The 25,002-nt window shown below is 63.9% G+C and carries 19 protein-coding genes; 15 read left to right on the forward strand and 4 right to left on the reverse strand.

Going from position 1 to position 25,002, the window contains the following annotated elements; translation table 11 throughout:
• Positions 1 to 23: 23 nt before the first annotated feature.
• The 8 genes from flgH (at position 24) to LQ956_RS12395 (ending at position 9,521) form a co-directional block, all read left to right on the forward strand.
• The gene (gene flgH / locus LQ956_RS12360; protein WP_255722487.1) at positions 24 to 746 is read left to right on the forward strand and encodes a flagellar basal body L-ring protein FlgH; all 723 of its coding nucleotides are present in this window, start codon (positions 24 to 26) and stop codon (positions 744 to 746) included.
• Positions 747 to 759: 13 nt separating this feature from the next.
• Entirely contained in the window at positions 760 to 1,887 is a 1,128-nt protein-coding gene (locus LQ956_RS12365; RefSeq protein ID WP_238621231.1) for a flagellar basal body P-ring protein FlgI, read from the forward strand.
• A gap of 24 nt (positions 1,888 to 1,911) precedes the next feature.
• Complete coding sequence (flgJ, locus tag LQ956_RS12370; protein ID WP_238630088.1) at positions 1,912 to 2,925, forward strand: flagellar assembly peptidoglycan hydrolase FlgJ; 1,014 nt, start codon at positions 1,912 to 1,914, stop codon at positions 2,923 to 2,925.
• A 67-nt stretch (positions 2,926 to 2,992) separates the two neighbouring features.
• Complete coding sequence (flgK, locus tag LQ956_RS12375; protein ID WP_238630089.1) at positions 2,993 to 4,630, forward strand: flagellar hook-associated protein FlgK; 1,638 nt, start codon at positions 2,993 to 2,995, stop codon at positions 4,628 to 4,630.
• A 2-nt stretch (positions 4,631 to 4,632) separates the two neighbouring features.
• Entirely contained in the window at positions 4,633 to 5,547 is a 915-nt protein-coding gene (flgL, locus tag LQ956_RS12380; RefSeq protein WP_238630090.1) for a flagellar hook-associated protein FlgL, read from the forward strand.
• A gap of 154 nt (positions 5,548 to 5,701) precedes the next feature.
• Positions 5,702 to 6,800, forward strand: a protein-coding gene (prfB, locus tag LQ956_RS12385; protein ID WP_238621227.1) for a peptide chain release factor 2 whose coding sequence is annotated in 2 segments (ribosomal slippage) — positions 5,702 to 5,776 and positions 5,778 to 6,800 — 1,098 coding nt in all. Because the reading frame shifts where the segments join, the coding sequence is not laid out codon by codon here.
• A 47-nt stretch (positions 6,801 to 6,847) separates the two neighbouring features.
• On the forward strand, positions 6,848 to 8,344 hold the full coding sequence (lysS, locus tag LQ956_RS12390; RefSeq protein WP_238621226.1) for a lysine--tRNA ligase: 1,497 nt from the start codon (positions 6,848 to 6,850) through the stop codon (positions 8,342 to 8,344).
• 7 nt (positions 8,345 to 8,351) lie between these two features.
• Positions 8,352 to 9,521 carry a pyridoxal phosphate-dependent aminotransferase gene (locus LQ956_RS12395; protein WP_238630091.1) on the forward strand — a complete coding sequence of 390 codons (1,170 nt, stop codon included), beginning with the start codon at positions 8,352 to 8,354 and terminating at the stop codon, positions 9,519 to 9,521.
• A 186-nt stretch (positions 9,522 to 9,707) separates the two neighbouring features.
• Here the strand turns inward: LQ956_RS12395 and pckA are convergent, their stop codons facing one another.
• Positions 9,708 to 11,291, reverse strand: a complete 1,584-nt coding sequence (gene pckA, locus LQ956_RS12400) for a phosphoenolpyruvate carboxykinase (ATP) (protein WP_238630092.1) — start codon at positions 11,289 to 11,291, stop codon at positions 9,708 to 9,710.
• Positions 11,292 to 11,444: 153 nt separating this feature from the next.
• On the opposite strand from pckA, the gene LQ956_RS12405 reads away from it, so the two are divergent.
• Positions 11,445 to 13,232, forward strand: coding sequence for an ABCB family ABC transporter ATP-binding protein/permease (locus LQ956_RS12405; protein ID WP_238621223.1), 1,788 nt, complete (start codon positions 11,445 to 11,447; stop codon positions 13,230 to 13,232).
• 89 nt (positions 13,233 to 13,321) lie between these two features.
• Positions 13,322 to 13,609, forward strand: coding sequence for a sll1863 family stress response protein (locus tag LQ956_RS12410; RefSeq protein WP_238621222.1), 288 nt, complete (start codon positions 13,322 to 13,324; stop codon positions 13,607 to 13,609).
• Between the two features lie 294 nt (positions 13,610 to 13,903).
• On the opposite strand, the gene queF is transcribed toward LQ956_RS12410, so the two are convergent.
• Positions 13,904 to 14,293: a preQ(1) synthase gene (gene queF / locus LQ956_RS12415; protein ID WP_238621221.1), complete on the reverse strand. Its 390-nt coding sequence runs from the start codon at positions 14,291 to 14,293 to the stop codon at positions 13,904 to 13,906.
• A 104-nt stretch (positions 14,294 to 14,397) separates the two neighbouring features.
• Between queF and smc the strand changes: the two genes are divergently transcribed.
• Genes smc through LQ956_RS12440 form a run of 5 tightly spaced genes read left to right on the forward strand, consistent with a single transcriptional unit; the run spans position 14,398 to position 22,625 of the window.
• Complete coding sequence (gene smc, locus LQ956_RS12420) at positions 14,398 to 17,907, forward strand: chromosome segregation protein SMC (protein WP_238630093.1); 3,510 nt, start codon at positions 14,398 to 14,400, stop codon at positions 17,905 to 17,907.
• 25 nt (positions 17,908 to 17,932) lie between these two features.
• Positions 17,933 to 18,895: a cell division protein ZipA gene (gene zipA / locus LQ956_RS12425; protein WP_238630094.1), complete on the forward strand. Its 963-nt coding sequence runs from the start codon at positions 17,933 to 17,935 to the stop codon at positions 18,893 to 18,895.
• A gap of 17 nt (positions 18,896 to 18,912) precedes the next feature.
• Complete coding sequence (gene ligA / locus LQ956_RS12430; protein ID WP_238621218.1) at positions 18,913 to 20,949, forward strand: NAD-dependent DNA ligase LigA; 2,037 nt, start codon at positions 18,913 to 18,915, stop codon at positions 20,947 to 20,949.
• A 43-nt stretch (positions 20,950 to 20,992) separates the two neighbouring features.
• Positions 20,993 to 21,817 carry a motility protein A gene (locus tag LQ956_RS12435; RefSeq protein ID WP_238621217.1) on the forward strand — a complete coding sequence of 275 codons (825 nt, stop codon included), beginning with the start codon at positions 20,993 to 20,995 and terminating at the stop codon, positions 21,815 to 21,817.
• Positions 21,774 to 22,625: an OmpA/MotB family protein gene (locus tag LQ956_RS12440; protein WP_238630095.1), complete on the forward strand. Its 852-nt coding sequence runs from the start codon at positions 21,774 to 21,776 to the stop codon at positions 22,623 to 22,625. The genes LQ956_RS12435 and LQ956_RS12440 overlap by 44 nt, the downstream gene beginning before the upstream one ends.
• A 25-nt stretch (positions 22,626 to 22,650) precedes the next feature.
• Here LQ956_RS12440 and LQ956_RS12445 read toward each other — a convergent pair whose 3' ends face one another.
• Complete coding sequence (locus LQ956_RS12445) at positions 22,651 to 22,842, reverse strand: PA3496 family putative envelope integrity protein (protein ID WP_238621215.1); 192 nt, start codon at positions 22,840 to 22,842, stop codon at positions 22,651 to 22,653.
• 184 nt (positions 22,843 to 23,026) lie between these two features.
• Complete coding sequence (locus tag LQ956_RS12450) at positions 23,027 to 24,865, reverse strand: DEAD/DEAH box helicase (protein WP_238621214.1); 1,839 nt, start codon at positions 24,863 to 24,865, stop codon at positions 23,027 to 23,029.
• Positions 24,866 to 25,002: the final 137 nt, after the last annotated feature.

The raw sequence follows: 25,002 nt of genomic DNA on the forward strand, positions 1-25,002 counted from the left end.
TTCATGACCGAAGGTAGCCCATCATGAACACCCGAAATCCGAACACGGCAACACGGACGCCGCTTGCCCTCGCGGGCCTGCCCCTAGCATGTCTGTTGGTGATCATGAGCGGCTGCGCCACGGTGAAGCCGGTAGAGCGGGGCGACAACCCGAACTTCGTCGCCGTCATGCCCCCCATGCCCGTGCCGCCGGAACACAATAACGGCGCCATCTACCAGCCCACGGCGGTGCAAGGCCTGTTTGCCGACTACAAAGCGCGCCAAGTGGGGGATGTGCTGACGGTGTTGTTGGCGGAGCGAACCCAGGCCACCAAGTCGGCCACCACCTCCACCAGCAAGGAATCCAATGTGAACATGGCCAACCCCACCATCCTGGGGCGGCCGGTCACGCATAACGGGCGTCCTCTGCTCAATACCGAGATCAGCGGCAGCCGGGATTTCGACGGTCAGGGCAATGCCTCTCAGAGTAACCGGCTGGATGGCTCCATCACCGTGATGGTGGCCGAGGTACTGCCCAACGGCAATCTGGTGGTGCAGGGGGAAAAGTGGCTGAAGATCAACCAGGGCGAGGAATACATCCGGCTACGGGGCATTGTCCGTCCCGTGGACATCCGTGCCGACAACACCATCCTGTCCACCCAGGTGGCCTCTGCCCAGGTGGCTTACGGAGGACGGGGTGCCCTGGCCGACAGCAACAGTCAGGGCTGGTTGACCCGATTCTTCAACAGCCCCGTGTGGCCTTTCTAGGAGTTAGCGCGCCATGCACAACATACGCACAGTTCTGATCGTCTGGGCCGTGACGCTCCTGGTGCTGTCCCTGCTCATCCCCCACGGCGCCGGCGCGGCGGAACGTGTCAAGGACATGGCCTCGGTGGCCGGTGTCAGAAGCAATCAGCTGGTGGGCTATGGCCTTGTCGTAGGTCTGGACGGCACCGGTGATCAGACCACCCAGGCACCGTTCACGGTGCAAAGCCTCAAGAACATGCTGGGCCAGTTGGGCGTCACCGTGCCGCCCAACGTCAACCCTCAGCTGCGCAACGTGGCGGCGGTGATGATCCATGCCGATCTGCCGCCCTTTGCCAAGCAGGGCCAGACCATTGATATCACCGTATCTTCCATCGGCAACGCCGGCAGTCTGCGGGGCGGCACCCTGCTCATGACCCCCCTCAAGGGGGCGGACGGCCAGACCTACGCCATTGCTCAGGGCAACCTGATCGTGGGCGGCTTCGGTGTGGCGGGCGCCGATGGTTCCCGGGTCAGCGTGAACGTGCCCAGCGTGGGCCGCATCCCCAACGGGGCCACGGTGGAACGTGAAGTGCCCTCGGCCTTCGCCCAGGGGGATCACGTCACCCTGAATCTGCACCGCCATGACTTCACCACCGCCAATCGCCTGAGTGATGCCATCAACGATGTCATGGGGCCGGGCACTGCCCGTCCGCTGGATGGTTCCTCGGTGCGGGTCAGTGCCCCCCGGGACCCGGGTCAGCGGGTGTCCTTCATCTCGGTGCTGGAAAACCTGCGGGTCCAGCCCGGCGAGCCGCCGGCCAAAGTGATCGTCAATTCCCGCACCGGTACGGTGGTGATCGGCAGCAATGTACGGGTGATGCCGGCGGCAGTGTCCCACGGCAGCATGACGGTGACCATCACCGAACGTGCCCAGGTCACCCAGCCCGCGCCCTTCGGGCAGGGTGAGACGGTGGTGACGCCGCAGACGGACATTGAGGTGACGGAAGAAGACAGCCGCATGTTCCTGTTCAACCCCGGCGTGACCCTGGACGAGATCGTCCGTGCCGTGAACCAGGTAGGCGCCGCCCCCGGTGATCTGGTGTCCATCCTGGAAGCCCTGCGTGAAGCCGGTGCCTTGCGGGCCGAGCTGATCGTCATCTGATGCGCGAGTGAGAAGAGAAAGGACATGACCAGCCACATCGCCGACAGTTACCACTACACCGACATGCACGGTCTGGCGGAACTGCGTGCCCGTACCCAGTCCGGGTCCGTGGAGGCGTCGGACGAGGTGGCGCGTCAGTTCGAGGCCCTGTTCATCCAGCAGATGCTCAAGAGCATGCGGGCCGCCATGCCCACGGATGGGGGACTCACCGGCGAGCACACCCGCTTCTTCCAGGGCATGTTCGATCAGCAGATCGCCCTGGATATGGCCCGGGGTAACGGCATCGGTCTGCGGGAGCAGGTGATGCGTGAACTGACGGGTATCGCCGCCGATGCAGTGTCTGCGTCGCCGGGGGAACTGAACATGCCCACCCACCGCATCCCGGTGGTGCGGTCGGCAATTGAAGCGGCTGCGATGACGGGGGCCTCGAAGGCGCCCGAGACAGCGGCAATGAAGGACTCCGCGAGGGCCGCCCAGGTGACGAGGGCCACTCGGGCGGATGACGGCATGGTGGCCGACGGTCCCTGGTCGCCGGGTTCTCCGCAAGAATTCATCCGGGATCTCTGGCCCCACGCCCAGCGCGCCGCCAAGGCCCTGGGGGTGGCCCCCGAGGTGCTGGTGGCCCAGTCCGCCTTGGAGACCGGCTGGGGACGTCACGTCATCAAGCATGGTGACGGTCGCAGCAGTCACAACCTGTTCGGCATCAAGGCCGACCGGCGCTGGGAGGGAGCCCGGGCTCACGTGCAGACCCTGGAGTACGTGAATGAGGTGCCTGAGCTGCAGCGGGCGGCCTTCCGCTCCTATGGCGGCCTGGCCGAAAGCTTTGCCGACTATGTGAATTTCCTGCAGACCAATCCCCGCTATCGCCAGGCACTGGAAGTGGCGGGGGATGCCGAGGCCTATGTACGGGGCCTGCAGTCGGCCGGTTACGCCACGGACCCGGCCTATGCCGACAAGATTCTCAATATCCTGGAACGCGGCACCTTGAGTGACACCCTGGCGGCACTCAAGTCCGGCATCTTGCCGCCGACAACCTGACGGAGGGAAGCACCATGTCCAAGTATTTCATCGAGTATCAGGCGGAACGGTTCGCCGGGAGGTTGTCATGAGCGGCGGACTGTTCAACATTGCGGTTTCAGGGCTCAATACTGCCCAACGGGCGCTGGACACCACGGGGCATAATATTGCCAACATCAACACGGAAGGTTACAGCCGTCAGCGTGCGGAGGTGGCCACCCGGCCGGCACAGTTCTCTGGAGCCGGATACATCGGCACGGGCGTACAAGGGACCACCATCCGCCGTATGTATGACGAATTCATCCAGACCCAGCTGCGCAACACCACCTCCACCAGTCGCTATTACGACACGCTCCATGAGTCCCTGAGCCGGGTGGATAACCTGGTGGCCGACCCCTCCGCGGGCCTGGCCCCCGCCCTGCAGGGCTTCTTTTCCGCGGTGCAGGGCGTGGCGAACGATCCCACCTCCAGCGCCAATCGCACGGTGCTGCTGTCCGAGGCGGAATCACTGGTGGATCGGTTTAATTTTCTGCACCAGCGATTCCAGGACCAGCAGTCCATTGTGGATGGCCAGATCGGTGATTCGGTGCAGGAAATCAACAGCATCACCGATGCTCTTGCCCGTCTGAATGCCCAGATCGTCAGTGCCCAGGGCCGGGGCCAACCGCCCAATGATCTTCTGGACAAGCGGGATCAGCTGATCCTGGAACTGTCCGGCTACGTGGAAGTGGCCACGGTCGAACAGGATGACGGGGCGATGAACGTCTTCATCGGCCGCGGGCAGGGCGTGGTTCTGGGCGACCGGGCGACGCCGCTGAACGCGGTATCCTCCACGCCGGGCATGCCCCTGGAGATTCGCTTGGGCACGGGAGACAAGACCGTCGATATCACCCGCCAGATGACGGGTGGACAGCTGGGGGGGCTGCTGGAAATCCGCAACAACGTGCTGGATGTGGCCCACAACGAGCTGGGACGGGTGGCGGTGGGCATGGCGTTGGCCTTCAACAGCCAGCATGAGCAGGGTTTTGACCTACAGGGAACCCCGGGTACGGCCTTTTTCACGGTGCCGGAACCGGAAGTGCTGCCGGGCAAGAATACACCCGCGCCCAATCCCGTGGTTGCGTTTGATCCGGCGGCACTATCAGACCTCAAGGCATCGGATTATCTGTTGGTGGCCGAAGGCGCAGACTGGAAACTCACGCGTCTCTCCGATGGGCAGGTGCTTGGTACCTTCGGGGCTTCTTCCCAGATCCTGCAGGATGGCCTCATTATTGACACGCCCCCCCCGGGGGCGGATGGAAACCAGTTTCTTATCCGGCCCACCCGCAATGCCTCGGCAGACATTGCCGTGGCAATCAAGGATCCCGAGAAGATTGCGGCCGCCGGCAATCCAACAGACGGCATCGGCGACAACCGCAATGCCCTGGAATTGGCGAAGGTCCAAACCACCAACTTCCTCAATGGCGGTACCGCCTCCCTGGAAGGGGCCTATGACGGTCTGGTGGGCAGGATCGGCACCAAGACCCGTGAGGCCGAGGTGGCTTCCCTGGCCCAGGGGCGTCTGTTGGCGGATGCCAAGGCCCAGCGCGAAAGCGTGTCCGGGGTAAACCTGGATGAAGAGGCCGCCAACCTGCTGCGCTATCAGCAGGCCTACCAGGCCTCGGCCCAGATCATTGCCATCAGCAACACCCTGTTCGACACCCTCATCGGGGTAGTGAGGCGCTAGCCATGCGTATATCCACCAGTCAGATGTTTCAGAATGGCATTGATGTCATTCAACGGCGGCAGCAGGAACTGGCCAAGACCCAGAACCAGCTCAGTACCGGTCGGCGGATCCTGCGGCCGTCGGATGATCCCAGCGGCAGTGTGCAGACCCTCAAGTTCGAGAGCAGCATCGAGCGCACCGAGCAGTACCAGCGCAATGCCACCCTGGCCGAGCAGCGTCTGCGACTGACGGAAAGCACCCTGGGGGGTGTCACCGACGGCCTGCAGCGTATTCGTGAACTGACCGTGCGGGCCAACAACGGCACCGAGACCGACGAAACCCGGCGTTACATCGCCACCGAAATGCGTCAGGTGCTGGCGGGTTTGGTGGATTTGGCCAATGCCCGGGATGCCAATGGGGAATATATTTTTTCGGGATATGCCTCGGATGCCAAGCCGTTTGATATCGATATCGATGCCGATAATTACACCTATTCCGGCGCGGACACGAGCCGGGAGGTGGACATCAGTCCCGTGCGTCGGGTTAATCTGGGCAACCCCGGCAGCGAGGTGTTTGGTGACGGTACGACCGATACTGCCATGTTCGAGAAGATCGGTGAACTGATCCAGACCCTGGAAGACCCCGCCGCATTTCAGGCCGCCGGAGGCGTAGGTGACAAGCTGACCGAACTGGATCAGAGCCTGGGCCGGATCCTGGACATCCAGGCCACCCTGGGCGCCAGGCTCAACGGCGTGGAGACCCAGGAGAACCTCAACAGTGAGCAGATCCTGCAACTGGAGACCACCTTGTCCCAGATCCGCGACCTGGACTATGCCGAGGCCATCAGCCGATTCAGCCTGCAACAGGTGAGTCTGCAGGCAGCCCAGCAGACCTATGTGCAGGTCCAGCGCCTGTCCCTGTTCGACTACCTGCGTTGACGTGAGGGCAGCCAGGTTCAGCCACGGATACTCCCTTCTCCCCTTGGGGGAGAAGGGGCGGGGATGAGGGGTGTGCGTCTCCACCCGTCCCCCGGCGGCCTCTGCTACAATAATCGGCTTTTCCCCATTCACATCCGCGTTGAAAGGCCGAGCGATGCTGGAACTCAACCCGCTGTTTACCCAAATCAAGGATCTGCAAGGGCGTGTGGAAGCCCTGAGGGGGTATCTTTGACTTCGATGCCAAGCGCGAGCGCCTGGAAGAAGTCAGTCGGGAACTGGAAGACCCCAATATCTGGAATGACCCCGAAAAGGCCCAGTCCCTGGGGCGTGAGCGCGCCCAGCTGGACCATGTGGTCGGCAACCTGGCCACCCTCACCGACAGCCTGAGCGAGACCCGCGAGCTGCTGGAACTGGCCCAGGAAGAAAACGACGAGGACACCGCACAGGCCGTTGAGGCCGATCTGGAGCGGTTCGAACAGCAGGTGGGCGAGCTGGAATTCCAGCGCATGTTCGCCGGCGAGATGGACGGCTGCCCCGCCTTCCTCGATATCCAGGCCGGTTCCGGCGGGACCGAGGCCCAGGATTGGGCGGAGATGCTGCTGCGCATGTATCTGCGCTGGGGTGAACGTCGCGGTTTCAAGACCGAACTGATGGAAGTCTCCGAAGGGGATGTGGCGGGCATCAAGAGTGCCACGGTGCGCTTCGATGGACCCTACGCCTTCGGCTGGCTGCGCACCGAGACCGGCGTCCATCGTCTGGTGCGAAAGTCCCCCTTTGACTCCGGTAACCGCCGTCATACCTCCTTCACCTCGGTGTTCGTCTCCCCGGAAGTGGATGACGACATCGATATCGACATCAACCCGGCGGATCTGCGCATCGACGTCTACCGGGCCAGCGGCGCCGGTGGTCAGCACGTGAACCGGACCGAATCCGCCGTGCGTGTCACCCATGTGCCCACCGGTGTGGTGGCGGCCTGCCAGAATGACCGTTCCCAGCACAAGAACAAGGACACGGCCATGAAGCAGCTCAAGGCCAAGCTCTATGAGCTGGAGCTGCAGAAACGCAACGCCGAGAAACAGGCCCTGGAAGACAACAAGGCCGACATCGGCTGGGGCAGCCAGATCCGTTCCTATGTGCTGGACCAGTCCCGTATCAAGGACCTGCGTACCGGCGTGGAAGTGGGTAATACCCAGGCCGTGCTGGACGGGGATCTGGACCCCTTCATCGAAGCCAGCCTCAAGAGCGGGCTTTGAGCCGCCATTTCACGCACTGCATTCATGTCAGGACCCCGATCAAGCCAATGAACGACCAGACCCAGGACGAAAACAAGCTGATCGCCCAGCGCCGGGAAAAACTGGGCAGGTTGCGTGAAGGCGGCATCGCCTTCCCCAACGACTTCCGTCGCAACGTCATGGCCGGTGAGCTCCACGCCGAATACGACGCGCGGGACGATGCCTTCTTCGAGGCGACCCCGGTGCGGGTGTCCGTGGCCGGCCGCATGATGGCCAAACGCGTCATGGGCAAGGCCAGCTTTGCCCAGGTGCAGGACATGTCCGGGCGGATTCAGCTCTTCGTGCAGCGGGACGCCCTGCCCGAGGGGGTGTATCAGGGCTTCAAGTCCTGGGACCTGGGCGACATCCTGGGTGCGGAAGGAACCCTCTTCAAGACCAAGACCGGCGAGCTGTCGGTGCAGGTGGACAGCCTGCGTCTGCTGACCAAGTCCCTGCGGCCCCTGCCGGAGAAGTTCCACGGCCTGTCGGACATGGAAACCCGCTACCGTCAGCGTTACGTGGACCTGATCATGAACGAACCGGTACGGGAGACCTTCCGGGTCCGCACCCGTATCATCCAGGCGATCCGTGATTACTTGAACCGGCGGGGTTTCCTGGAAGTGGAAACCCCCATGATGCAGGCCATCCCCGGCGGCGCCACCGCCCGGCCCTTTGCCACCCACCACAATGCCCTGGACATGCAGCTGTTTCTGCGCATTGCCCCGGAGCTGTATCTCAAGCGCCTGGTGGTGGGCGGTTTCGAAAAGGTCTACGAGATCAACCGCAACTTCCGCAACGAGGGTCTGTCCACCCGGCACAACCCCGAATTCACCATGCTGGAGTTCTACGAGGCCTACGTCACCTACCATGAGCTCATGGACCTGACGGAAGACCTGCTGCGCAGCCTGGCCCGGGATGTGCTGGGCACTACGGTGGTGAGCTACCAGGGCGACGCCTACGACTTCGGCCGGCCCTTTGCCCGCATGACCGTCAAGAACGCCATCCTGCATTTCAATCCGGCGCTCTCGGCCACGGACCTGGAAGACGAGACCCGTGCCCGGGAGGTGGCCCGGCAGTTGGGTATCCCCCTCAAGGACGGCTACGGTCTGGGCAAGGTGTGGATCGAGATCTTCGAGAAGACGGTGGAATCCCGGCTCAAGGACCCCACCTTCATCACTGCCTATCCCACCGAAGTGTCACCCCTGGCACGGCGCAACGACGACGATCCCTTCGTCACCGACCGCTTCGAATTCTTCGTCGGCGGCCGGGAGATTGCCAACGGCTTCTCCGAGCTCAACGACTACGAGGATCAGGCGGAGCGCTTCCGCCGTCAGGTGGCGGATAAGGAGGCCGGTGACGACGAGGCCATGCACTTTGACGCCGATTACCTGCGCGCCCTGGAACACGGCCTGCCGCCGACGGCGGGGGAGGGGATCGGCATCGATCGGTTGGTGATGCTGTTCACCGATTCGCCCTCCATCCGTGATGTGTTGCTGTTCCCCCACATGCGGCCCGAGGTGTCCTGAGGTCGCCATGTCGCCCGCACGACCCATTGCTCGGCGGATGGCCCACATCCAGCCCTTTCATGTCATGGACCTGCTGGCCCGCGCCCGGCGTCTGGAAGCCCAGGGGCGGGATATCGTCCATCTGGAGATCGGCGAACCGGATTTTCAGACCCCGGCCCCCATCGTGGAGGCCGGTATCCGCGCCCTCCAGGCGGGTTACACCCATTACACCCCGGCCACCGGTCTGCCTGCCCTGCGGGAGGCCATTGCCCGTTACTACCAGGATGTCCTGGGCGCGAACGTGGCCCCCGAGCGCATCGTGATCACCCCGGGGGCGTCGGGTGCCCTGCTGCTGGTGATGGGGATCCTGCTCAATCCCGATGACCAGGTGGTGATGACCGATCCGGGTTACCCCTGCAATCGTCATTTTGTCCGCACCTTCGAAGGCGAGGCGGTATCGGTGCCGGTGGGGCCGGAGACGGATTACCAGCTCACGGCGGCCCACCTGGCCCGGCACTGGTCGGAGCGAACCGTGGCGGCCATGGTGGCCACCCCGTCCAATCCCACCGGCACCCTGGCGGACAGCGCCCTGCTGTCCGAGCTCTTGGATTTCACCCGTGGCCGGGGGGGCACCCTGATCGTGGATGAGATCTACCAGGGTCTGGTCTACGAGGGGGAGACGGGCACGGCGGCGGCCTTGTCCGAGGACCTGTTCGTCATCAACAGCTTCTCCAAATTCTTCGGCATGACCGGCTGGCGCCTGGGCTGGGTGGTGGCACCCCGCGACTGCGTGCGGGAGCTGGACAAGCTGGCTCAGAACCTGTTCCTGGCGGCTTCCACGCCGGCCCAGCATGCGGCCCTGGCCGCCTTCACCCCGGCCTGTATGGAAATTCTGGAGGCCAGAAGGGAGGCCTTTCGGGCACGGCGGGATTTCCTGCTGCCGGCCCTGCGGGAGCTGGGCCTGAAGGTGCCGGTGACCCCTCGGGGGGCCTTCTATATTTATGGAGACAGTACGGCCTTCGGTGAAGACAGTTTTGTCCTGGCGGAGCGTTGCCTGGAAGAGACGGGGGTGGCCATTACGCCGGGACTGGATTTCGGTACCCACCTGGCCCGCTCCCATGTGCGGTTTGCCTATACCCGGGATCTGCCGGTCCTGGAGCAGGCGGTGGAGCGGTTGCGGGCTTTCCTGCGGTCGTAGTCTCTCCCCCTCATCCCCGGCCCTTCTCTCCCGGGGGGGCAGGGAGTAAAACCACCGTCTTCCCTCAATGGGAGAAAAGCACTGTTCTCCCTCAGTGAGATGGGGGCTGGGATCTCAGCGGGATGAAGGCTGAAAATAGCCCCTCTCCCCTTGGGGGAGAGGGGCTGGGGTGAGGGGAAGAAAAACTCACTCCACCCGCGGTGCCGCCGCCAGCAGTTCCGGGCCGGCTTGGTCCGCATAGGTCTTGAAGTTCTCGTGGAACAGGCGGGCCAGTTTGCGGGCCGTTTCCTGATAGGCCTGCTGGTCCTGCCAGGTATTGGAAGGCACCAAGACCTCGTCCGGCACGTTGGGACAGGAGACCGGAATGTGCACCCCGAAGATGGGATCCTGCACCGTTTCCACCTTGTCCAGCGAGCCGTCATGGATGGCATCAATGATGGCCCGGGTGTGGGCGATGCTCATGCGCTTGCCCACGCCGTAGGGGCCGCCGCTCCAGCCGGTGTTCACCATCCACACGCGTGCGTCATGCTTGCGGATGCGTTCCGCCAGAAGCTCCGCGTAGCGGGTGGGGTGCCAGACCAGGAAGGGGGCGCCGAAACAGGCCGAGAAGGTGGCTTCCGGCTCGGTCACGCCCATTTCGGTGCCCGCCACCTTGGCGGTGTAGCCGCTGATGAAGTGATACATGGCCTGGGCCGGGGTCAGTCGGCTGACCGGCGGCAACACGCTGAAGGCGTCGCAGGTGAGAAAGATCACGTTGCTCGGGTGCCCGCCGGTGCAGGGGATCTTGGCGTTGGGGATGAATTCCACCGGGTAGGAACAACGGGTGTTCTCGGTGATGGAACCATCCTCATAGTTCACCGCGCGGGTATCCCGGTCGTAGGCCACGTTTTCCAGCACGGCACCGAAACGGATGGCATTGAAGATCTCCGGTTCCGCCTTCGGGTCCAGGTTGATGGCCTTGGCGTAGCAGCCCCCTTCGATGTTGAAGACCCCTTCATCGCTCCAGCAGTGTTCATCGTCACCGATCAGGGCCCGATCCGGGTCGGCCGAGAGGGTGGTCTTGCCGGTGCCGGACAGACCGAAGAAGATGGAGACCTCGCCGTCCTGGCCCTCATTGGCGGAGCAGTGCATGGAGAGCACGTTCTGTTTGGGCATGATGTAGTTCATGATGGTGAACACGCCCTTCTTCATCTCGCCGGCGTATTCGGTGCCCAGGATCACGAACTCGCGGCGCTCAAAGCACAGGCTCACGCTGGTGCTGTTTTTCACGCCGGGGATGCCGGTGTCGGCGGCGGTACGGCCGGCGTTGTAGATCACGTAGTCCGGTTCACCGTAGCTCTCCAGTTCTTCCGCGGTGGGGCGGATCAGCATGTTCTGCATGAACAGGGCATGGTAGGCCCGCTCGCAGATCACCCGGATGCGGATGCGATAGCGGGGGTCCCAACCGGCGAATCCGTCGATGACGTAGAGGCGGGCACAGGTATTGAGGTGATCCACCGCCTGGGTGCGCAGGCTGTCGAAACTGCCGGGTTCCAGGCCGACGTTGACGGAGCCCCACCAGACGTCGTCGTTGATGTGGTCATGCTGGACCACACGCTTGTCTTTGGGACTACGGCCGGTCTTTGCGCCGGACTTGGCAATGAGCGCGCCGGTGGAGGAGATGGCGGAGCCGTGCTCGTGGGCCAGGGCCTCTTCGTAAAGGACTGCCGGGGAGGGGTTGCGCAGCACCTTTGCCACGCTGATGCCATGTTGCTGGAGGCTGAAAGTCATGTTGCGGGTATTCCTGTGGGGAGGAGAGAGCTGATCCACAAAAGATTATTCAGTTGCAGTACGCAAAACAACAGCAAATCGGGTATTTTGGAATATTTCCTTGATCGATCTCATTGGGTATAACGGAGGTTTCCGCCCGATGCCGGAAATGATGTGAGACACCGCTCAGACTACGCCTATTCCGATCAGCCCATCAACTGGCGCATCCTGCTCAGTCTGCTGCCCTACCTGATGGAATTTCGTGGCCGGGTGGCCCTGGCCGTGATTCTGCTCACCCTGGCCAAGCTGGCCAATGTGGTGGTGCCCGTGGTCCTTAAGTACATCGTGGATCACTTCGATCCCTCGGTGGAGACCGCCTTGGTGACCATCCCCCTGGGCCTGTTGCTGGCCTATGGATTGTTGCGCTTTGGTTCCGTGTTTTTCGGCGAGTTGCGGGATGCCGTCTTTGCCCGGGTGGCGGAGCGGGCCATGCGCCGGCTTTCGCTGCGGGTGTTCCAGCACCTGCATCGGATGGATCTGGGGTTTCACCTGTCCCGGCGGACCGGCGGGCTGACCCGTGACATCGAGCGCGGCACTGCCGGGATCAGCTTTTTGCTGCGCTTCACCGTCTTCAACATCATTCCCACCCTGCTGGAAATCGCCATGGTGGCGGTGATCCTGATGCTGGTCCTGAGCCCGGGCTTTGCCGTGGCCATGGTGGCAGCGGTGGTCATCTACGTGATCTTTTCCATCTTCGTGACCGAGTGGCGCAACCGTTTCGTGCGCGAGGCCAACCAGATGGACAACCGCTCCAACACTCGGGCCGTGGACAGCCTGCTCAACTATGAAACGGTGAAATACTTCGGTAACGAGACCTTCGAGGCCCGGCGCTACGATGCGGACCTGGAGGCCTGGGAGTCGGCCCGCATGAAGAACCGCCTGTCCCTGGCGGCGCTCAACTCCGGACAGGCCTTGATCATCGCCGGCGGGATCACGGTGATGATGGTCATGGCAGCCTCCCGGGTGGCCGCCGGTGAGATGACGGTGGGGGATCTGGTGATGGTCAACGCCTATATGATCCAGCTGTTCATCCCGCTGAATTTTCTGGGCTTTGTGTACCGTGAGATCCGCGAATCCCTGATCAACATCGAGCGTCTGTTCGGTCTCATGGACAAGCCGCCCAAGGTGGTGGATCGCCCCGGGGCGGGCACGCTGGTGGCCGATGGCGGAGAGATCCGGTTTGCGGATGTCTGTTTCGGTTACGGTCCGGATCGCCGGATCCTGGACCGGGTCAGCTTCCAGATCCCTGCGGGCCACAAGGTGGCCATCGTCGGTGCCAGCGGCGCCGGTAAGTCCACCCTGGCCCGTCTGCTGTTCCGGTTCTACGACGTGGATCAGGGCCGCATCTGCATCCATGGGCAGGATATCCGCGACGTGACCCAGGACAGCCTGCGGGCGGCCATCGGCGTGGTGCCCCAGGATACGGTGTTGTTCAACGACAGCATCCGCTACAACATCGCCTACGGGTGCCCCGGCGCCACGGAAGCCGCCGTGCGGCGCGCCGCACGTCTGGCCCATCTGGAGGACTTCATTGCCCGTCTGCCCCAAGGCTATGACACCGTGGTGGGTGAGCGGGGACTCAAGCTCTCCGGCGGCGAGAAACAGCGCATTGCCATTGCTCGGGTGATCCTCAAGGACCCGCCCATCCTGATCCTGGACGAGGCCACCTCATCCCTGGATTCCCATTCGGAGCAGGCCATCATGGGCGCCTTGAAGGAGATTGCCCGGGCGCGCACCACCTTGGCCATTGCCCATCGGCTCTCCACCATCCAGGATGCGGATCACATCATTGTGCTGGATCAAGGGCAGGTGGTGGAGCAGGGCACCCATGATGCCCTCCTGGCCCGGCAGGGGCGCTATGCCGGACTCTGGCAGAGCCAGCTGCAGCAGTCTGTGAAATAGGCCCGGATCGGCCGCCCTGTCGATGGTCTAGACTCGTGGGACGGTGAAGCCATGCTTGTGCCGTCGATCAACGAATCAAGGAGGTCACCATGAGTCAACGCGAAGCGTATATCGAAAAGCTCAAGGCGAGACTGGATGAGTGGAATGCCGAGATCCACAAGCTGGAGGCCAAGGCCAAGGCCGCCCAGGCGGACATGAAGATCAAGTACGAGGAACAGCTCTCGGCCATGCGGGAGCAGCGGGACAAGGCCCGGGAAAGGATGCACGAGCTGCAGGAATCCAGCGAGGATGCCTGGGAGCACATGCGCGAAGGCATGGAGTCGGCCTGGGAGCGCATGTCGAAGGCCTTCAAGGACGCCAAGAATCGCTTCCGCTAGGGACATTCCGACGACAGGAAAATTCGGAAAAAGTCCCCTGTCGTCACTCCCGCTCCCCTGTCGTCACTCACCTCTCCTGTCGTCACTCCCCCCTGTCGTCACTCCCGCGAAAGCGGGAGTCCATGGGTTTTCGGTCGGCCTCTGGATTCCCGCTTTCGCGGGAATGACGGCGGTATTCACGGTGTAGCTGAGCTGATGGATCTGGATTCCCGCGTGCGCGGGAATGACCAACAAACCGGAATGACCAACAAACCGGGATGGCTTGACAGACGGAAATGGCTTTTTTAGACCGGCTCAGGGCAGCTTCACGTCCACCGGCGGTTGCCAGGCAGGGTCACGGTGCTCGGCCGTCACGTTGGTGTACACACCGCCGCGCACATTGAACTCCGCCGTCAGACGCATGAAACGGGGCGCCGTGGCCGCCACCAGGTCGCCGAGGATGCGGTTGGTCACCGCCTCATGAAAGGCGCCCTCATCCCGGAATGACCACACGTACATCTTCAGGGACTTGAGTTCCACGCAGCGCTCATTGGGTACGTACTCCAGTCGCAGTTCGGCAAAGTCCGGCTGGCCGGTCTTGGGGCAGAGGCAGGTAAACTCCGGCACCCGGATGCGAATGGTATAATCCCGATCCTTCTGAGGGTTTTCAAAGGTTTCCAGGTTCTTGCTGGGCTGGCTTGACATGCTGTTCGATATCCGGTCATCAGTGGTTGGTACAGCCTGATATTCTACGCCCTTGCACCCATGTGCCGGAACCCGTCTACCCTACTGGGAATAATCGCCTCTCGATGCGACTGAGCAAGATCAAACTGGCCGGCTTCAAATCCTTCGTCGATCCCACCACCATCCTGCTGCCCAGCAATCGGGTGGGCATCGTGGGTCCCAACGGTTGCGGCAAGTCCAATACCATCGATGCCGTGCGATGGGTGATGGGAGAGTCCTCCGCCCGCTATCTGCGCGGCGACTCCATGGAGGACGTCATCTTCAATGGTTCCTCCACCCGCAAGCCCGTGGGACAGGCCGCCATTGAGCTGGTGTTCGACAACAGCCAAGGGGTGTTGGGTGGTCAGTATGCCCAGTACGCCGAAATCTCCATCAGGCGCCGCGTTTCCAGGGATGGACAGTCCCAGTATTTTCTCAACGGCACCCGTTGTCGGCGCCGGGACATCACCGACATCTTCCTGGGTACCGGCCTGGGTCCCCGCAGCTACGCCATCATCGAGCAGGGGATGATCTCCCGCATCATTGAGGCCAGGCCGGAAGAGCTGCGGGTTTATCTGGAAGAAGCCGCGGGCATCTCCAGGTACAAGGAACGGCGCCGGGAAACCGAGACCCGCATCCGCCATACCCGCGAGAATCTCGAACGCCTGCAGGACCTGCGCGACGAGGTGGACAAGCAGTTGCGGCATCTGCAGCGTCAGGCGGACGTGGCCGAGCGCTACAAGGCCTGGCGGGAGGATGAGCGTCGCCTGAAGGCCGAGCTGATGGCCCTGCGTCTGCGTGACCTGGAGGCCGAGGCCGAACGCCGGGGGCAGGAGTTACGGGTGCAGGAAACCCGTCTGGAGGCCACGGTGGCACGCCAGCGACAGCAGGAGGCGGGGTTGGAGCAGGACCGGGCGGCCCTGGTGGACGCCAACGAGGCCTTCAACGAAGTGCAGGGACGTTACTACCGTCTGGGCAGCGAGATCTCCCGCACCGAGCAGTCCATCCAGCATCATCGGGAACTGCGGGAACGCCAGTCCAGGGAACTGGCCCAGGTACGCGACAGCCTGGCCCAGGCCCGGGGCCATATCCAGGATGACGAAGCACGACTGGTGGCGGCGCTGACCGATCTGGAAGCCCTGGAACCGGAGCATGCGGTGGGCAGCGAGGCATTGGAGGAGATCAGTGACCGGCTGATGCAGGCAGAGCAGGCGATGATGTCCTGGCAGGGTCACTGGGAGGACTTTAACCGACGGGCGGCCGAGCCCAGCCAGGTGGCTCAGGTGGAACGCACCCGGATGGAACAGCTGGAACGCCAGATCCGCGCCCTGGATGACCGTCTGGGGCGCCTGACTCAGGAACAGGAGGACCTGTCCACGGACGCCTTGCGCGCCGAGATCCAGGTTCTGGCGGAACAGTCTGTCCTGGCCCATGCCGGGGTGGAAACCCTGGACGAGGCACTGCAGGCAGTTCGTGACCGGATCCATGACAATCGTGAACAGGCCCGCCTCCATAACGCCCAGGTGGACGAGCTGCGCCGCCGCATCCAGTCCCTCAATGGCCGTCTCGCTTCCCTGGAAGCCCTGCAGCAGGCGGCTCTGGGCAAGCAGACCGCATCGGTGACGGGCTGGCTCAAGGCCCAAGGACTGGCGGATGCCCCTCGTCTGGGGGAGGGGCTGGATGTGGCCGCGGGTTGGGAAAAGGCGGTGGAGACGGTGCTGGGGCAGTACCTGGAGGCCATCTGTGTACCTGATCTGGACCCGCTGGCCCAGGTCTGCGACAGCCTGGAAGAGGGGGACCTGTTGGCTTGGGAAACCGTCGGTGGTGATCTGACGGACGCCATGCCGGACTCCGAGCGCCTATCGACCAAGGTGCGTGGCCCGATACCGTTGAATGATCTGCTGACCCCGGTCCATGCCGCCCCTGATCTGGAAACGGCCCTGGTCCTGCGTGCCCGCCTGGCACCCCATGAATCCGTGATCACCCCGGATGGGATCTGGCTGGGCCGTTGCTGGCTGCGGGTGGCCCGGGATCGGGATGAACATGCGGGCCTCATCGGTCGAGACCGGGAGTTGCGTCAGCTCCGTGATGAGATGCACGACCTGCAGGAGGAACTGGAGATCCGACAGCAGGGCCTGGAGGACGGCCGTGAAGGCCTGCGCGAGCTGGAGGCCGGACGGGACCAGGTCCAGGTGGAATTGAACCAGGCTCACCGGGCTGCCAGTGAACTGGATGCACAGCTCAGCAACCGCCGCACCCGCCTGGAGCAGGTGGAGACCCGCATGCAGCGGGTGGAGGGCGAGATCACCGAGGTGCAGGCTCAGCGCCTGCAGGAGCATGAGGCCCTGCAGCAGGCCACCCACCGCCGCAACGAGGCCGTCACGCGAATGGAGGCCCTGGCCCGGGAACGGGACTCCCTGGAGCGGGGCAGGGATGGTCTGCGCCGTGACCTGGACATGATCCGGGGCGAGGCCCGGTCCCGCCGCGAGGCAGTGCACCAGATGGCCCTGAAGCTGCAGACCCTGCGGGCCGCACGGGACGCCGCTCGGCAGGCCCTGGATCGCCTGCAGGGGCAGTCCGCTCAGTTACAGGCCCGTCTGGAATACCTGCAGATTGCCCTGGATGATGCTGAGGCACCCATCGGCGAGCTGGAAGACACCCTGGTTACCCTGGTGGATGATCGCATGGACGTGGAGCAGGCCCTGGCCGCGGCCCGCGCCCGGGTCCAGGCCCTGGAGGCGGAGATGCGCGACAAGGATCAGCATCGCCTGGGGGCCGAGCGGGAAGCGGACACCCTGCGCGACCGTCTGGATCAATTGCGCATGGCTTGGCAGGAGATTAAGGTTCGCAGGCAGACGGTACTGGAACAGTTGGAGGAGGCCGGTTTTACCCTCGCCTCATTGTTGGCGGCGATGGACCCGGCGGCCACGGTGGCAGACCGGCAGGCGCAGGCGGATGCCCTGGGGCAACGCATTGCGCGCCTGGGCCCCATCAACCTGGCGGCCATTGATGAATACAAGGCCCAGAGCGAGCGACAGACCTATCTGGACGCCCAGTATAATGATTTGACGCAGGCCCTGGAGACCCTGGAAAGCGCCATCCAGCGTATCGATCGGGAGACCCGGAGCCGTTTTCGCGATACCTTTGAGCGGGTGAACGGGCGCCTGCAGGAGATGTTTCCCCGTTTGTTCGGCGGCGGGCAGGCCCACCTGGAGATGACCGGCGATGACCTGCTCTCTACCGGCATTGCGGTGATGGCCCGGCCACCGGGCAAGCGTCTGTCCACCATTCACCTCATGTCTGGTGGCGAGAAGGCGCTCACGGCCGTGGCCCTGGTGTTCGCCATCTTCGAGCTGAACCCGGCGCCGTTCTGTATGCTGGACGAGGTGGACGCCCCCCTGGACGAGGCCAACGTGGGGCGTTTCTGCGCATTGGTGCGGGAGATGTCGGAACGGGTACAGTTCATCTTCATCACCCACAACAAGACAACCATGGAACTGGCCGATCAACTGGTGGGCGTGACCATGCGGGAACCGGGGGTCTCCCGTCTGGTGACCGTGGACGTGGAAGAAGCCGCCCAGATGGCCACTACCTGAGACACAACCAAGAAGGACCCGGGAGATGGATACGTTGCGCTGGATTCTTTTGATACTGGGAATCATGATTCTTGTCGGCATCTACTTGGCCGGCCGCATGCGGGCGCCCAGGCGTCGCCGTGATCTGCCCAGGGAAAACCTGGAGCCGGATGAGCTGGAGCATGTGCACATCCGGGCTGATGACGGCCTCGAGGACCCGCCGCGAATGGGGGATGATCTGGACGGTCTGAGTGATCTGGTGGCGGACGAGGTCCGTGACCGCCCCGTGGCCATGACCGTGAGGAAGGCCGCGCCCTCCGCACAATCCCGACCGGCGAAAACAACGCGGGCTGCCGGGAAGCCCGGCACCGGCCTGCTGGGGCGGTTGCCGAAGATCCCCGGATTGGGCGGGGCTTCGGGCCCGAACCGGCCGACCCGGGAGACCTCAAAGGCAGGGCCGGCGGTCTCGGCAAGGTCCGCGATCGAACCTGTGGAACCCATGGAGGCCATGGAGCCTGCGGTTCCCGCTGCGCCGGAACCGGCCGAGCGCCCCGGGACATCGGCGGAGCCAAGGGAAAAGCTGGTGGTCCTGCATGTGGTGGCGGGCGTTGAGGATCGTTTCCTAGGGGTGGACCTGGCGGCCGCCCTGACCGCAGAGGGGATGGAGTTCGGCGAGATGAACATCTATCACTACCTGGTGACGGATGGCCGGCGCCAGATACCGGTCTTCAGTCTGGCCAACATGCTCAACCCGGGTACTTTCGACCCGGAGTTCATGGATGAATTCACCACGCTGGGCGTCACCCTGTTCCTGCAGTTGCCCGGCCCTTGCGACGCCGTGGAGAGCTTCGATGCCATGTACCACTGCGCCGAGGGACTGGCGGAGCGCCTCAAGGGGCAGGTGCTGGATGCCTCCCGCAGTGCCCTGACCCGCCAGGGCAGTGAGCATATCCGCGAGGATATCCGTCGCTGGCAGCTACGCACCGGTCTGGGATCGACGGGAAGATAACGGGACCATCCTTGCTCATGTCCGCGTCCATTCCCGACACCGTCCGCGACAGGGCGCAGAGTCTGCGCGCCCTGATCGCTCGCCACGATCACCGCTATCACGTCCTTGATGATCCGGAAATACCGGATGCGGCCTATGATGCACTGATGCAGGAACTGTCCGCCCTGGAGGCGGAGTATCCGGCGCTCGTCACTCCGGATTCACCCACCCAGCGGGTGGGTGGAACCCGCCTGGAGGCCTTTCCCGAAGCGATCCATCTACTCCCCATGCTGTCCCTGGACAATGCCTTCGAGGCGGTTGATGTGCTGGCGTTCGACCGCCGGGTGCGGGAACGCTTGGAACTGGAAGACGACAGCCTGGTGGAATACGCCGTTGAACCCAAGCTGGACGGTCTGGCGGTCAGCCTGCTTTATCAAGATGGTCTGCTGGTGCGCGGCGCGACCCGAGGGGACGGCACCACCGGCGAGGATGTCACCGCCAACATCCGGACCCTCCGCGCCATTCCCCTGCGTCTGCAGGGCAGTAATCATCCCCGGCGCCTGGAAGTCCGCGGGGAGGTCTACATGGAGAAGGCCCGCTTCGAGGCCCTCAATGCCCATGCCCGGGAACGGGGGGAAAAGGTCTTCGTCAACCCCCGTAATGCCGCCGCCGGCAGTCTGCGCCAGCTGGACCCGGAGATCACTGCTCGGCGTCCCCTGAGCTTCTTTGCCTATGGTGTCGGTCATGTGGACGACGGGGAGATGCCCGACAATCACGGGGATACCCTGGATCGTCTGGCAGACTGGGGTCTGCGGGTCTGTCCCGAACGGGACGTGGTCACGGGCGGGGAGGGCTGTCTGGCCTATTACCGTCGCATCGGTGAGCTGCGGGACACGCTGCCCTACGAGATCGACGGCGTGGTGTACAAAGTGAACCGGTTTTACCTGCAGCGGGCCCTGGGCTTTGTCTCCCGTGCCCCCCGCTGGGCCATCGCCCACAAGTATCCCGCCCAGGAGCAGATGACCTGGCTGCGGGAGGTGGAATTCCAGGTGGGGCGTACCGGTGCGATCACGCCGGTGGCCCGCCTGGAACCGGTGTTCGTGGGCGGCGTCACCGTCAGTAATGCCACCCTGCACAACATGGATGAAATCCAGCGCAAGGATGTGCGCATCGGTGACCGGGTCATTGTCCGCCGGGCCGGTGACGTGATCCCCGAGGTGGTGGCCGTGGTGTTGCAGGACCGACCGGCGGCCGCCTACCCCATACTCATGCCCGACCAGTGTCCGGTCTGCGGTTCGGCCATCGAGCGCCCCGAGGGGGAGGCCGTATCCCGCTGCTCCGGGGGGCTGTACTGCGCCGCCCAGCGGCGGGAGGCCATCCGGCATTTTGCCTCGCGCCGGGCCATGGACATCGAAGGGCTGGGTGACAGGCTTATCGAGCAGTTGGTGGAGCGAGGGTTGGTGGAGCACGTGGACGATCTCTACCGCCTGCAGGCACCCGCCCTGGCGGTCCTGGAACGCATGGGAGAGAAATCCGCGGCCAATCTCGTCCGTGCCCTGGAACGCAGCCGGCACACCAGCCTGGATCGCTTCATCTTCGCCCTGGGTATCCGCGAGGTCGGCGAAGCCACGGCACGGGCCCTGGCGGCCCACTTCGGCGGTCTCGACGCCCTGATGCAGGCGGACGAGGCGGCGCTGATGGAGGTCCCGGACGTGGGACCCAAGGTGGCGGCCCATGTGGCCACCTTCTTCCGACAGCCCCATAACCGGGAAGTGATCCGGCAATTGCGGGAGGCCGGGGTGCACTGGGAGGAACACGCGCCCCGCAATGCCGATGACCAGCCCCTGGTCGGCCACACCTACGTACTGACCGGCAGTTTGACGGCCTTTACCCGGGAGGAGGCGGCCGATCGTCTGCGGGCGCTGGGGGCCAAGGTGTCCGGCAGTGTCTCCCGCAAGACCACCGCCGTGATTACGGGGGAGGCCGCCGGGTCCAAGCTGGACAAGGCGCGCAAACTCGGGGTCCCGATCCTGGATGAGGCCGGGCTCAAGGCCCTCCTGGAGGCCGCTCCATGATCCTTCTGGCCTTTCACCGGCCCCACGCATTACACTGACCGCCATGAACCCTTCCACCTTGCTGGGCATGGTCGGCAGTGTGGTGCTGCTGGCCAGTGTGATTGCGTTTACCTCTCAGGATCTGGGGGTATTTCTCAACCTGCCTGGTCTGGGCATCGTGGTGGGCGGCACCATTGCCGCCACCCTGCTGAGCTATCCCCTTCACGAAGTGGTGCGGGTGTTCCGCGTCTTTCTGCTGGTACTGCGCAATGAGCGCTATTTCTTCCGTGAGGACATGGAAGAGATCGTCGAGGTGTCCAGGCTCTGGTTCAGCGGCAAGCTGGCGGCGGTGGATAACCGGCTCGACGGGATTCGTAACCCGTTTTTGCGCACAGGGGTGCAACTCGTCATTGACGGCACGCCCATGGAGGACATCAACGATCTGTTGCAATGGCGCATGAGCCAGCTGCGCCGGCGGGAACATGCCGAGGCCCAGATCTTCCGCACCATGGCCATGTATGCCCCCGCCTTCGGTATGCTGGGCACCTTGATCGGCCTGATCAACATGCTGCTGGCCACCGATACCAACGATTTTGCCGTGATTGCGGTGAATCTGGGGGTTGCCCTCATCACTACTTTCTACGGACTGATTCTGGCCAATCTGGTTTTCAAACCCATTGCCATCAAGCTGGAGCGACGCACGGAAGAGCGCATCATCCTGATGAACATGGTGCTGGAAGGGGTCACGCTGATGCGCAAGGGACGTTCACCGGCCTATATCCGGGAAACCCTCAAGTCCTTCATGGCGCATCATCAGGACGACTTGAGGATGAAGGAGGAACACCGTGACCCTGCCTCCCCAAAGGCCGGTGCCCCCCGCTCCCGCTGATCCGGCCGGAGAATGCGGCGGTAGCGAGGATCAGGATCTGCGCAAGCAGCTGTTGCAGGATGAACTGGAGGCCGCCCCGCATTTTCCACCGCCCTGGTCGCGGGGCTCCCATGGGGAACCGGCGATGGATCGGGATGATGACCAGGCTTGGCTGCTCATCTATGTGGATCTGCTGACCCTGGTGCTGGTGCTGTTCGTGATCCTGCTGGCCTATACCACCGTGGATGCGGACAGCCAGCTCAAACTGGTGGACTCCCTGGCGGTGGAACTGGGTTATCCCCGCCAGGAAACCATCGTCCCCCCGATTGTGGAAGCCATCCCTCCGGCCCCATCCCCCGGCAAGGCCGAGCGGCTGGCCCGGGATCTGACCGAGTCCCTGGCCGAGAGCGGCGGCCTGGAGGATGTGGACGTGCTGACCACGCCGGGTCAGGTGGAGCTTAGGATGCGCGAAGGCATCCTGTTTGCCAGTGGCCGGGCGGAGTTGCTGGGGGAGGGCGTGGCACTGCTCAGCCGTCTGGCCCCCATCTTCGGCCCTGAAGTGGCACGGGTGACCGTGGAAGGACATACGGATAACGTGCCCATCGCCACGGAGCGCTTCCCCTCCAACTGGGAGCTGTCCGTGGCCCGGGCCACGGTGGTGGTACGTCATCTGATCAGTGAAGGTGTGGCGCCTGAGCGCCTTCAGGCATCAGGATTTGCCGACACAAAGCCGGTTTCGGACAACGACACCCTCCAGGGCCGGGCACAGAACCGCCGGGTCTCCCTGGTATTGCAGATGGCGCCGGAGGGATTCCCAGGGCAGGAATGAGACACCGTCCTCCAGCACATCCTGCCTACCAGTCCAGGTCATTCAGACCCGAGCCGTTCTCGTCGAAGGCATCCTCCAACTGACGCTTCAGGGCCCTGCGCTCCAGGAGTAGTTCCAGGGAGCGACGCGCCGAAAGGCGCGTGGAACTGTCGGATTCCTTCCAGTCAACGCTGTCATCCTCATCATCCGCCAGAAGGGATTCGGGGGCCCTTGCCATGCTGTCGTGTCTCCACGGTTGCTGTGATTTACGTCGCCTTATAAACCTTGTGTGGAAAACTGCAACAAGTTTTTTTCTATCGGCAACGCAAACCTCATTGATGAGCGCGGACAATAAAAAAGCCCGGTCCGCTGATCAGGCGGAACCGGGCTTTGGTCAGTTCGGCGAGGGCCGGACGCGGTGTTTACATGCCGCGGCGCCGTGGCTTGCCGGGGCGGTCCATGCCGGGTTTGCCAGCGCGCCCGGCAGGCTTTCTCGGGCCGGCGCTGCGGGGCGGCTTGCCGCCGGGGCCGCCGGGGCCGCGACGGTCACGGAAACCGCCGCCGGAACCGCCGAGTTCTTCACGGCCATCGGCCGGTGCCAGGTTCAGGCGCTGTCCACATACCCAGACCTGTTTCAGGTGCTGAAGCAGTTCCCGGGGCAGGTCGGCCGGCAGATCCACGGTGGAGCACTCCGGCCCGATGTTGATGCGGCCGATGTGCTGGTTGTCCAGTCCCGCCTCGTTGGCGATGGCGCCTACCAGGTTGCCGGGCTTGAGGCCGTGGACTTGGCCCACATTGACCCGATAGCTCTGCATGCCGGTGTCTTCCCCGCCGCGGGCGCCCCTGGGGGCGCGACGCGGTGCGGCATCCCGATCTCTGTGGCCGCCCTGCTCACGTTCGCGTTCGATGGCACGGGGCGCGGCGGGGGCTGATCGCTCATCCAGCAGTAAGGGAGAATCACCCTGGGCCATATGGGCCAGGGCGGCAGCGATTTCCTGGGGGTCGGCATCGTGTTCCTGGACGTATTCGGTCACCAGGTTCTGGAAGAAGGACAGGTCCTCACCCACCAGGGTGTCGGTGATGGTCTGCTTGAAACGGTCGATGCGACGCTCGTTCACATCCCGGGCAGAGGGCATGTGCATGGGTTCGATGGGCTGACGGGTGGCCCGTTCGATGGCCTGCAGCATGCGCTGTTCCCGGGGTGCCACGAACAGGATGGCTTCACCCTTGCGACCGGCACGGCCGGTACGGCCGATACGGTGAACGTAGGACTCGGTATCATGGGGAATGTCGTAATTGACCACGTGGCTGATACGGTCCACGTCAAGCCCCCGGGCAGCCACGTCCGTGGCCACCACGATGTCCACCTGGGCCCGCTTGAGGCGGTCCACGGTGCGTTCCCGCAGTTTCTGGGGGATGTCCCCGTTCAGGGCCTCGGCGGCATAGCCGCGGGCGGTGAGCTTTTCGGCGATTTCCACCGTCTCGGTCTTGGTGCGCACGAATACCAGCATGGCCTCGAAGTCCTCATGCTCCAGCAGGCGGGTGAGGGCATCCAGCTTGTGCAGACCGCTGACCCGCCAGTAACGCTGGCGAATGGTGTTGGCGGTGGTGGTGGCGGCGGCGATACGCACTTCCTGGGGCGACTTCAGATGCTTGCGCGCCACGCGGCGGATCACGTCGGGCATGGTGGCGGAGAACAGGGCCAGCTGGCAGCTCTCCGGGGTCTGTTCCAGCACCCACTCTACGTCGTCGATGAAGCCCATGCGCAACATCTCGTCGGCCTCGTCCAGGACCAGAGCGGTCAGTCCTTCCACGTTCAGGGTGCCCCGGCGCATGTGGTCCATGACCCGGCCCGGCGTTCCTACCACCACTTGGGCGCCCCGGCGCAGCTGGCGCAGCTGAACGCTGTAGGCCTGGCCGCCGTAGATGGGCATGACATGAAAGTCAGGCAGATGTCGGGCGTAGGTCTGGAAAGCCTCGGCCACCTGGATGGCCAACTCGCGGGTGGGGGCCAGCACCAGGATCTGGGTGTCCTTGCGGCTCAGGTCCAGGCGGGAGAGCAGGGGCAGGGCGAAGGCCGCGGTCTTGCCGGTGCCGGTCTGGGCCTGGCCCAACAGGTCCTGCCCGGCGATCAGCGGCGGGATGCTCTGGGCCTGGATGGGGGTGGGGACTTCGTAACCGGCCTCGTTCAGGGCGGTCAGAACGGGTTCAATGAGGCCCAGGGCACGGAAATCGGCCGGATTGGTCTGTACTTGATTCAAGGGGATACCTGCGAAACGCGGATAGGGATGGATGTCGTGATGAAGCGGACATCCGCGCTCCTCGTGGCGGTGGCCGCTTGAAAGGCCGGAGGTGACATGGGCGTCCTGTTGTCAGACACCGTGCTGCCACGCAGACC

The organism is Ectothiorhodospira lacustris, assembly GCF_022227845.1.
GTDB lineage: Bacteria > Pseudomonadota > Gammaproteobacteria > Ectothiorhodospirales > Ectothiorhodospiraceae > Ectothiorhodospira > Ectothiorhodospira lacustris.

Bases quoted from the DNA above. Each gene is read 5' to 3' on its own strand.
- flgH (WP_255722487.1), top strand. From the start codon at position 24: ATGAACACCCGAAATCCGAACACGGCAACACGGACGCCGCTTGCCCTC.
- LQ956_RS12365 (WP_238621231.1), top strand. From the start codon at position 760: ATGCACAACATACGCACAGTTCTGATCGTCTGGGCCGTGACGCTCCTG.
- flgJ (WP_238630088.1), top strand. From the start codon at position 1,912: ATGACCAGCCACATCGCCGACAGTTACCACTACACCGACATGCACGGT.
- flgK (WP_238630089.1), top strand. From the start codon at position 2,993: ATGAGCGGCGGACTGTTCAACATTGCGGTTTCAGGGCTCAATACTGCC.
- flgL (WP_238630090.1), top strand. From the start codon at position 4,633: ATGCGTATATCCACCAGTCAGATGTTTCAGAATGGCATTGATGTCATT.
- lysS (WP_238621226.1), top strand. From the start codon at position 6,848: ATGAACGACCAGACCCAGGACGAAAACAAGCTGATCGCCCAGCGCCGG.
- LQ956_RS12395 (WP_238630091.1), top strand. From the start codon at position 8,352: ATGTCGCCCGCACGACCCATTGCTCGGCGGATGGCCCACATCCAGCCC.
- pckA (WP_238630092.1), bottom strand. From the start codon at position 11,291: ATGACTTTCAGCCTCCAGCAACATGGCATCAGCGTGGCAAAGGTGCTG.
- LQ956_RS12410 (WP_238621222.1), top strand. From the start codon at position 13,322: ATGAGTCAACGCGAAGCGTATATCGAAAAGCTCAAGGCGAGACTGGAT.
- queF (WP_238621221.1), bottom strand. From the start codon at position 14,293: ATGTCAAGCCAGCCCAGCAAGAACCTGGAAACCTTTGAAAACCCTCAG.
- smc (WP_238630093.1), top strand. From the start codon at position 14,398: ATGCGACTGAGCAAGATCAAACTGGCCGGCTTCAAATCCTTCGTCGAT.
- zipA (WP_238630094.1), top strand. From the start codon at position 17,933: ATGGATACGTTGCGCTGGATTCTTTTGATACTGGGAATCATGATTCTT.
- ligA (WP_238621218.1), top strand. From the start codon at position 18,913: ATGTCCGCGTCCATTCCCGACACCGTCCGCGACAGGGCGCAGAGTCTG.
- LQ956_RS12435 (WP_238621217.1), top strand. From the start codon at position 20,993: ATGAACCCTTCCACCTTGCTGGGCATGGTCGGCAGTGTGGTGCTGCTG.
- LQ956_RS12445 (WP_238621215.1), bottom strand. From the start codon at position 22,842: ATGGCAAGGGCCCCCGAATCCCTTCTGGCGGATGATGAGGATGACAGC.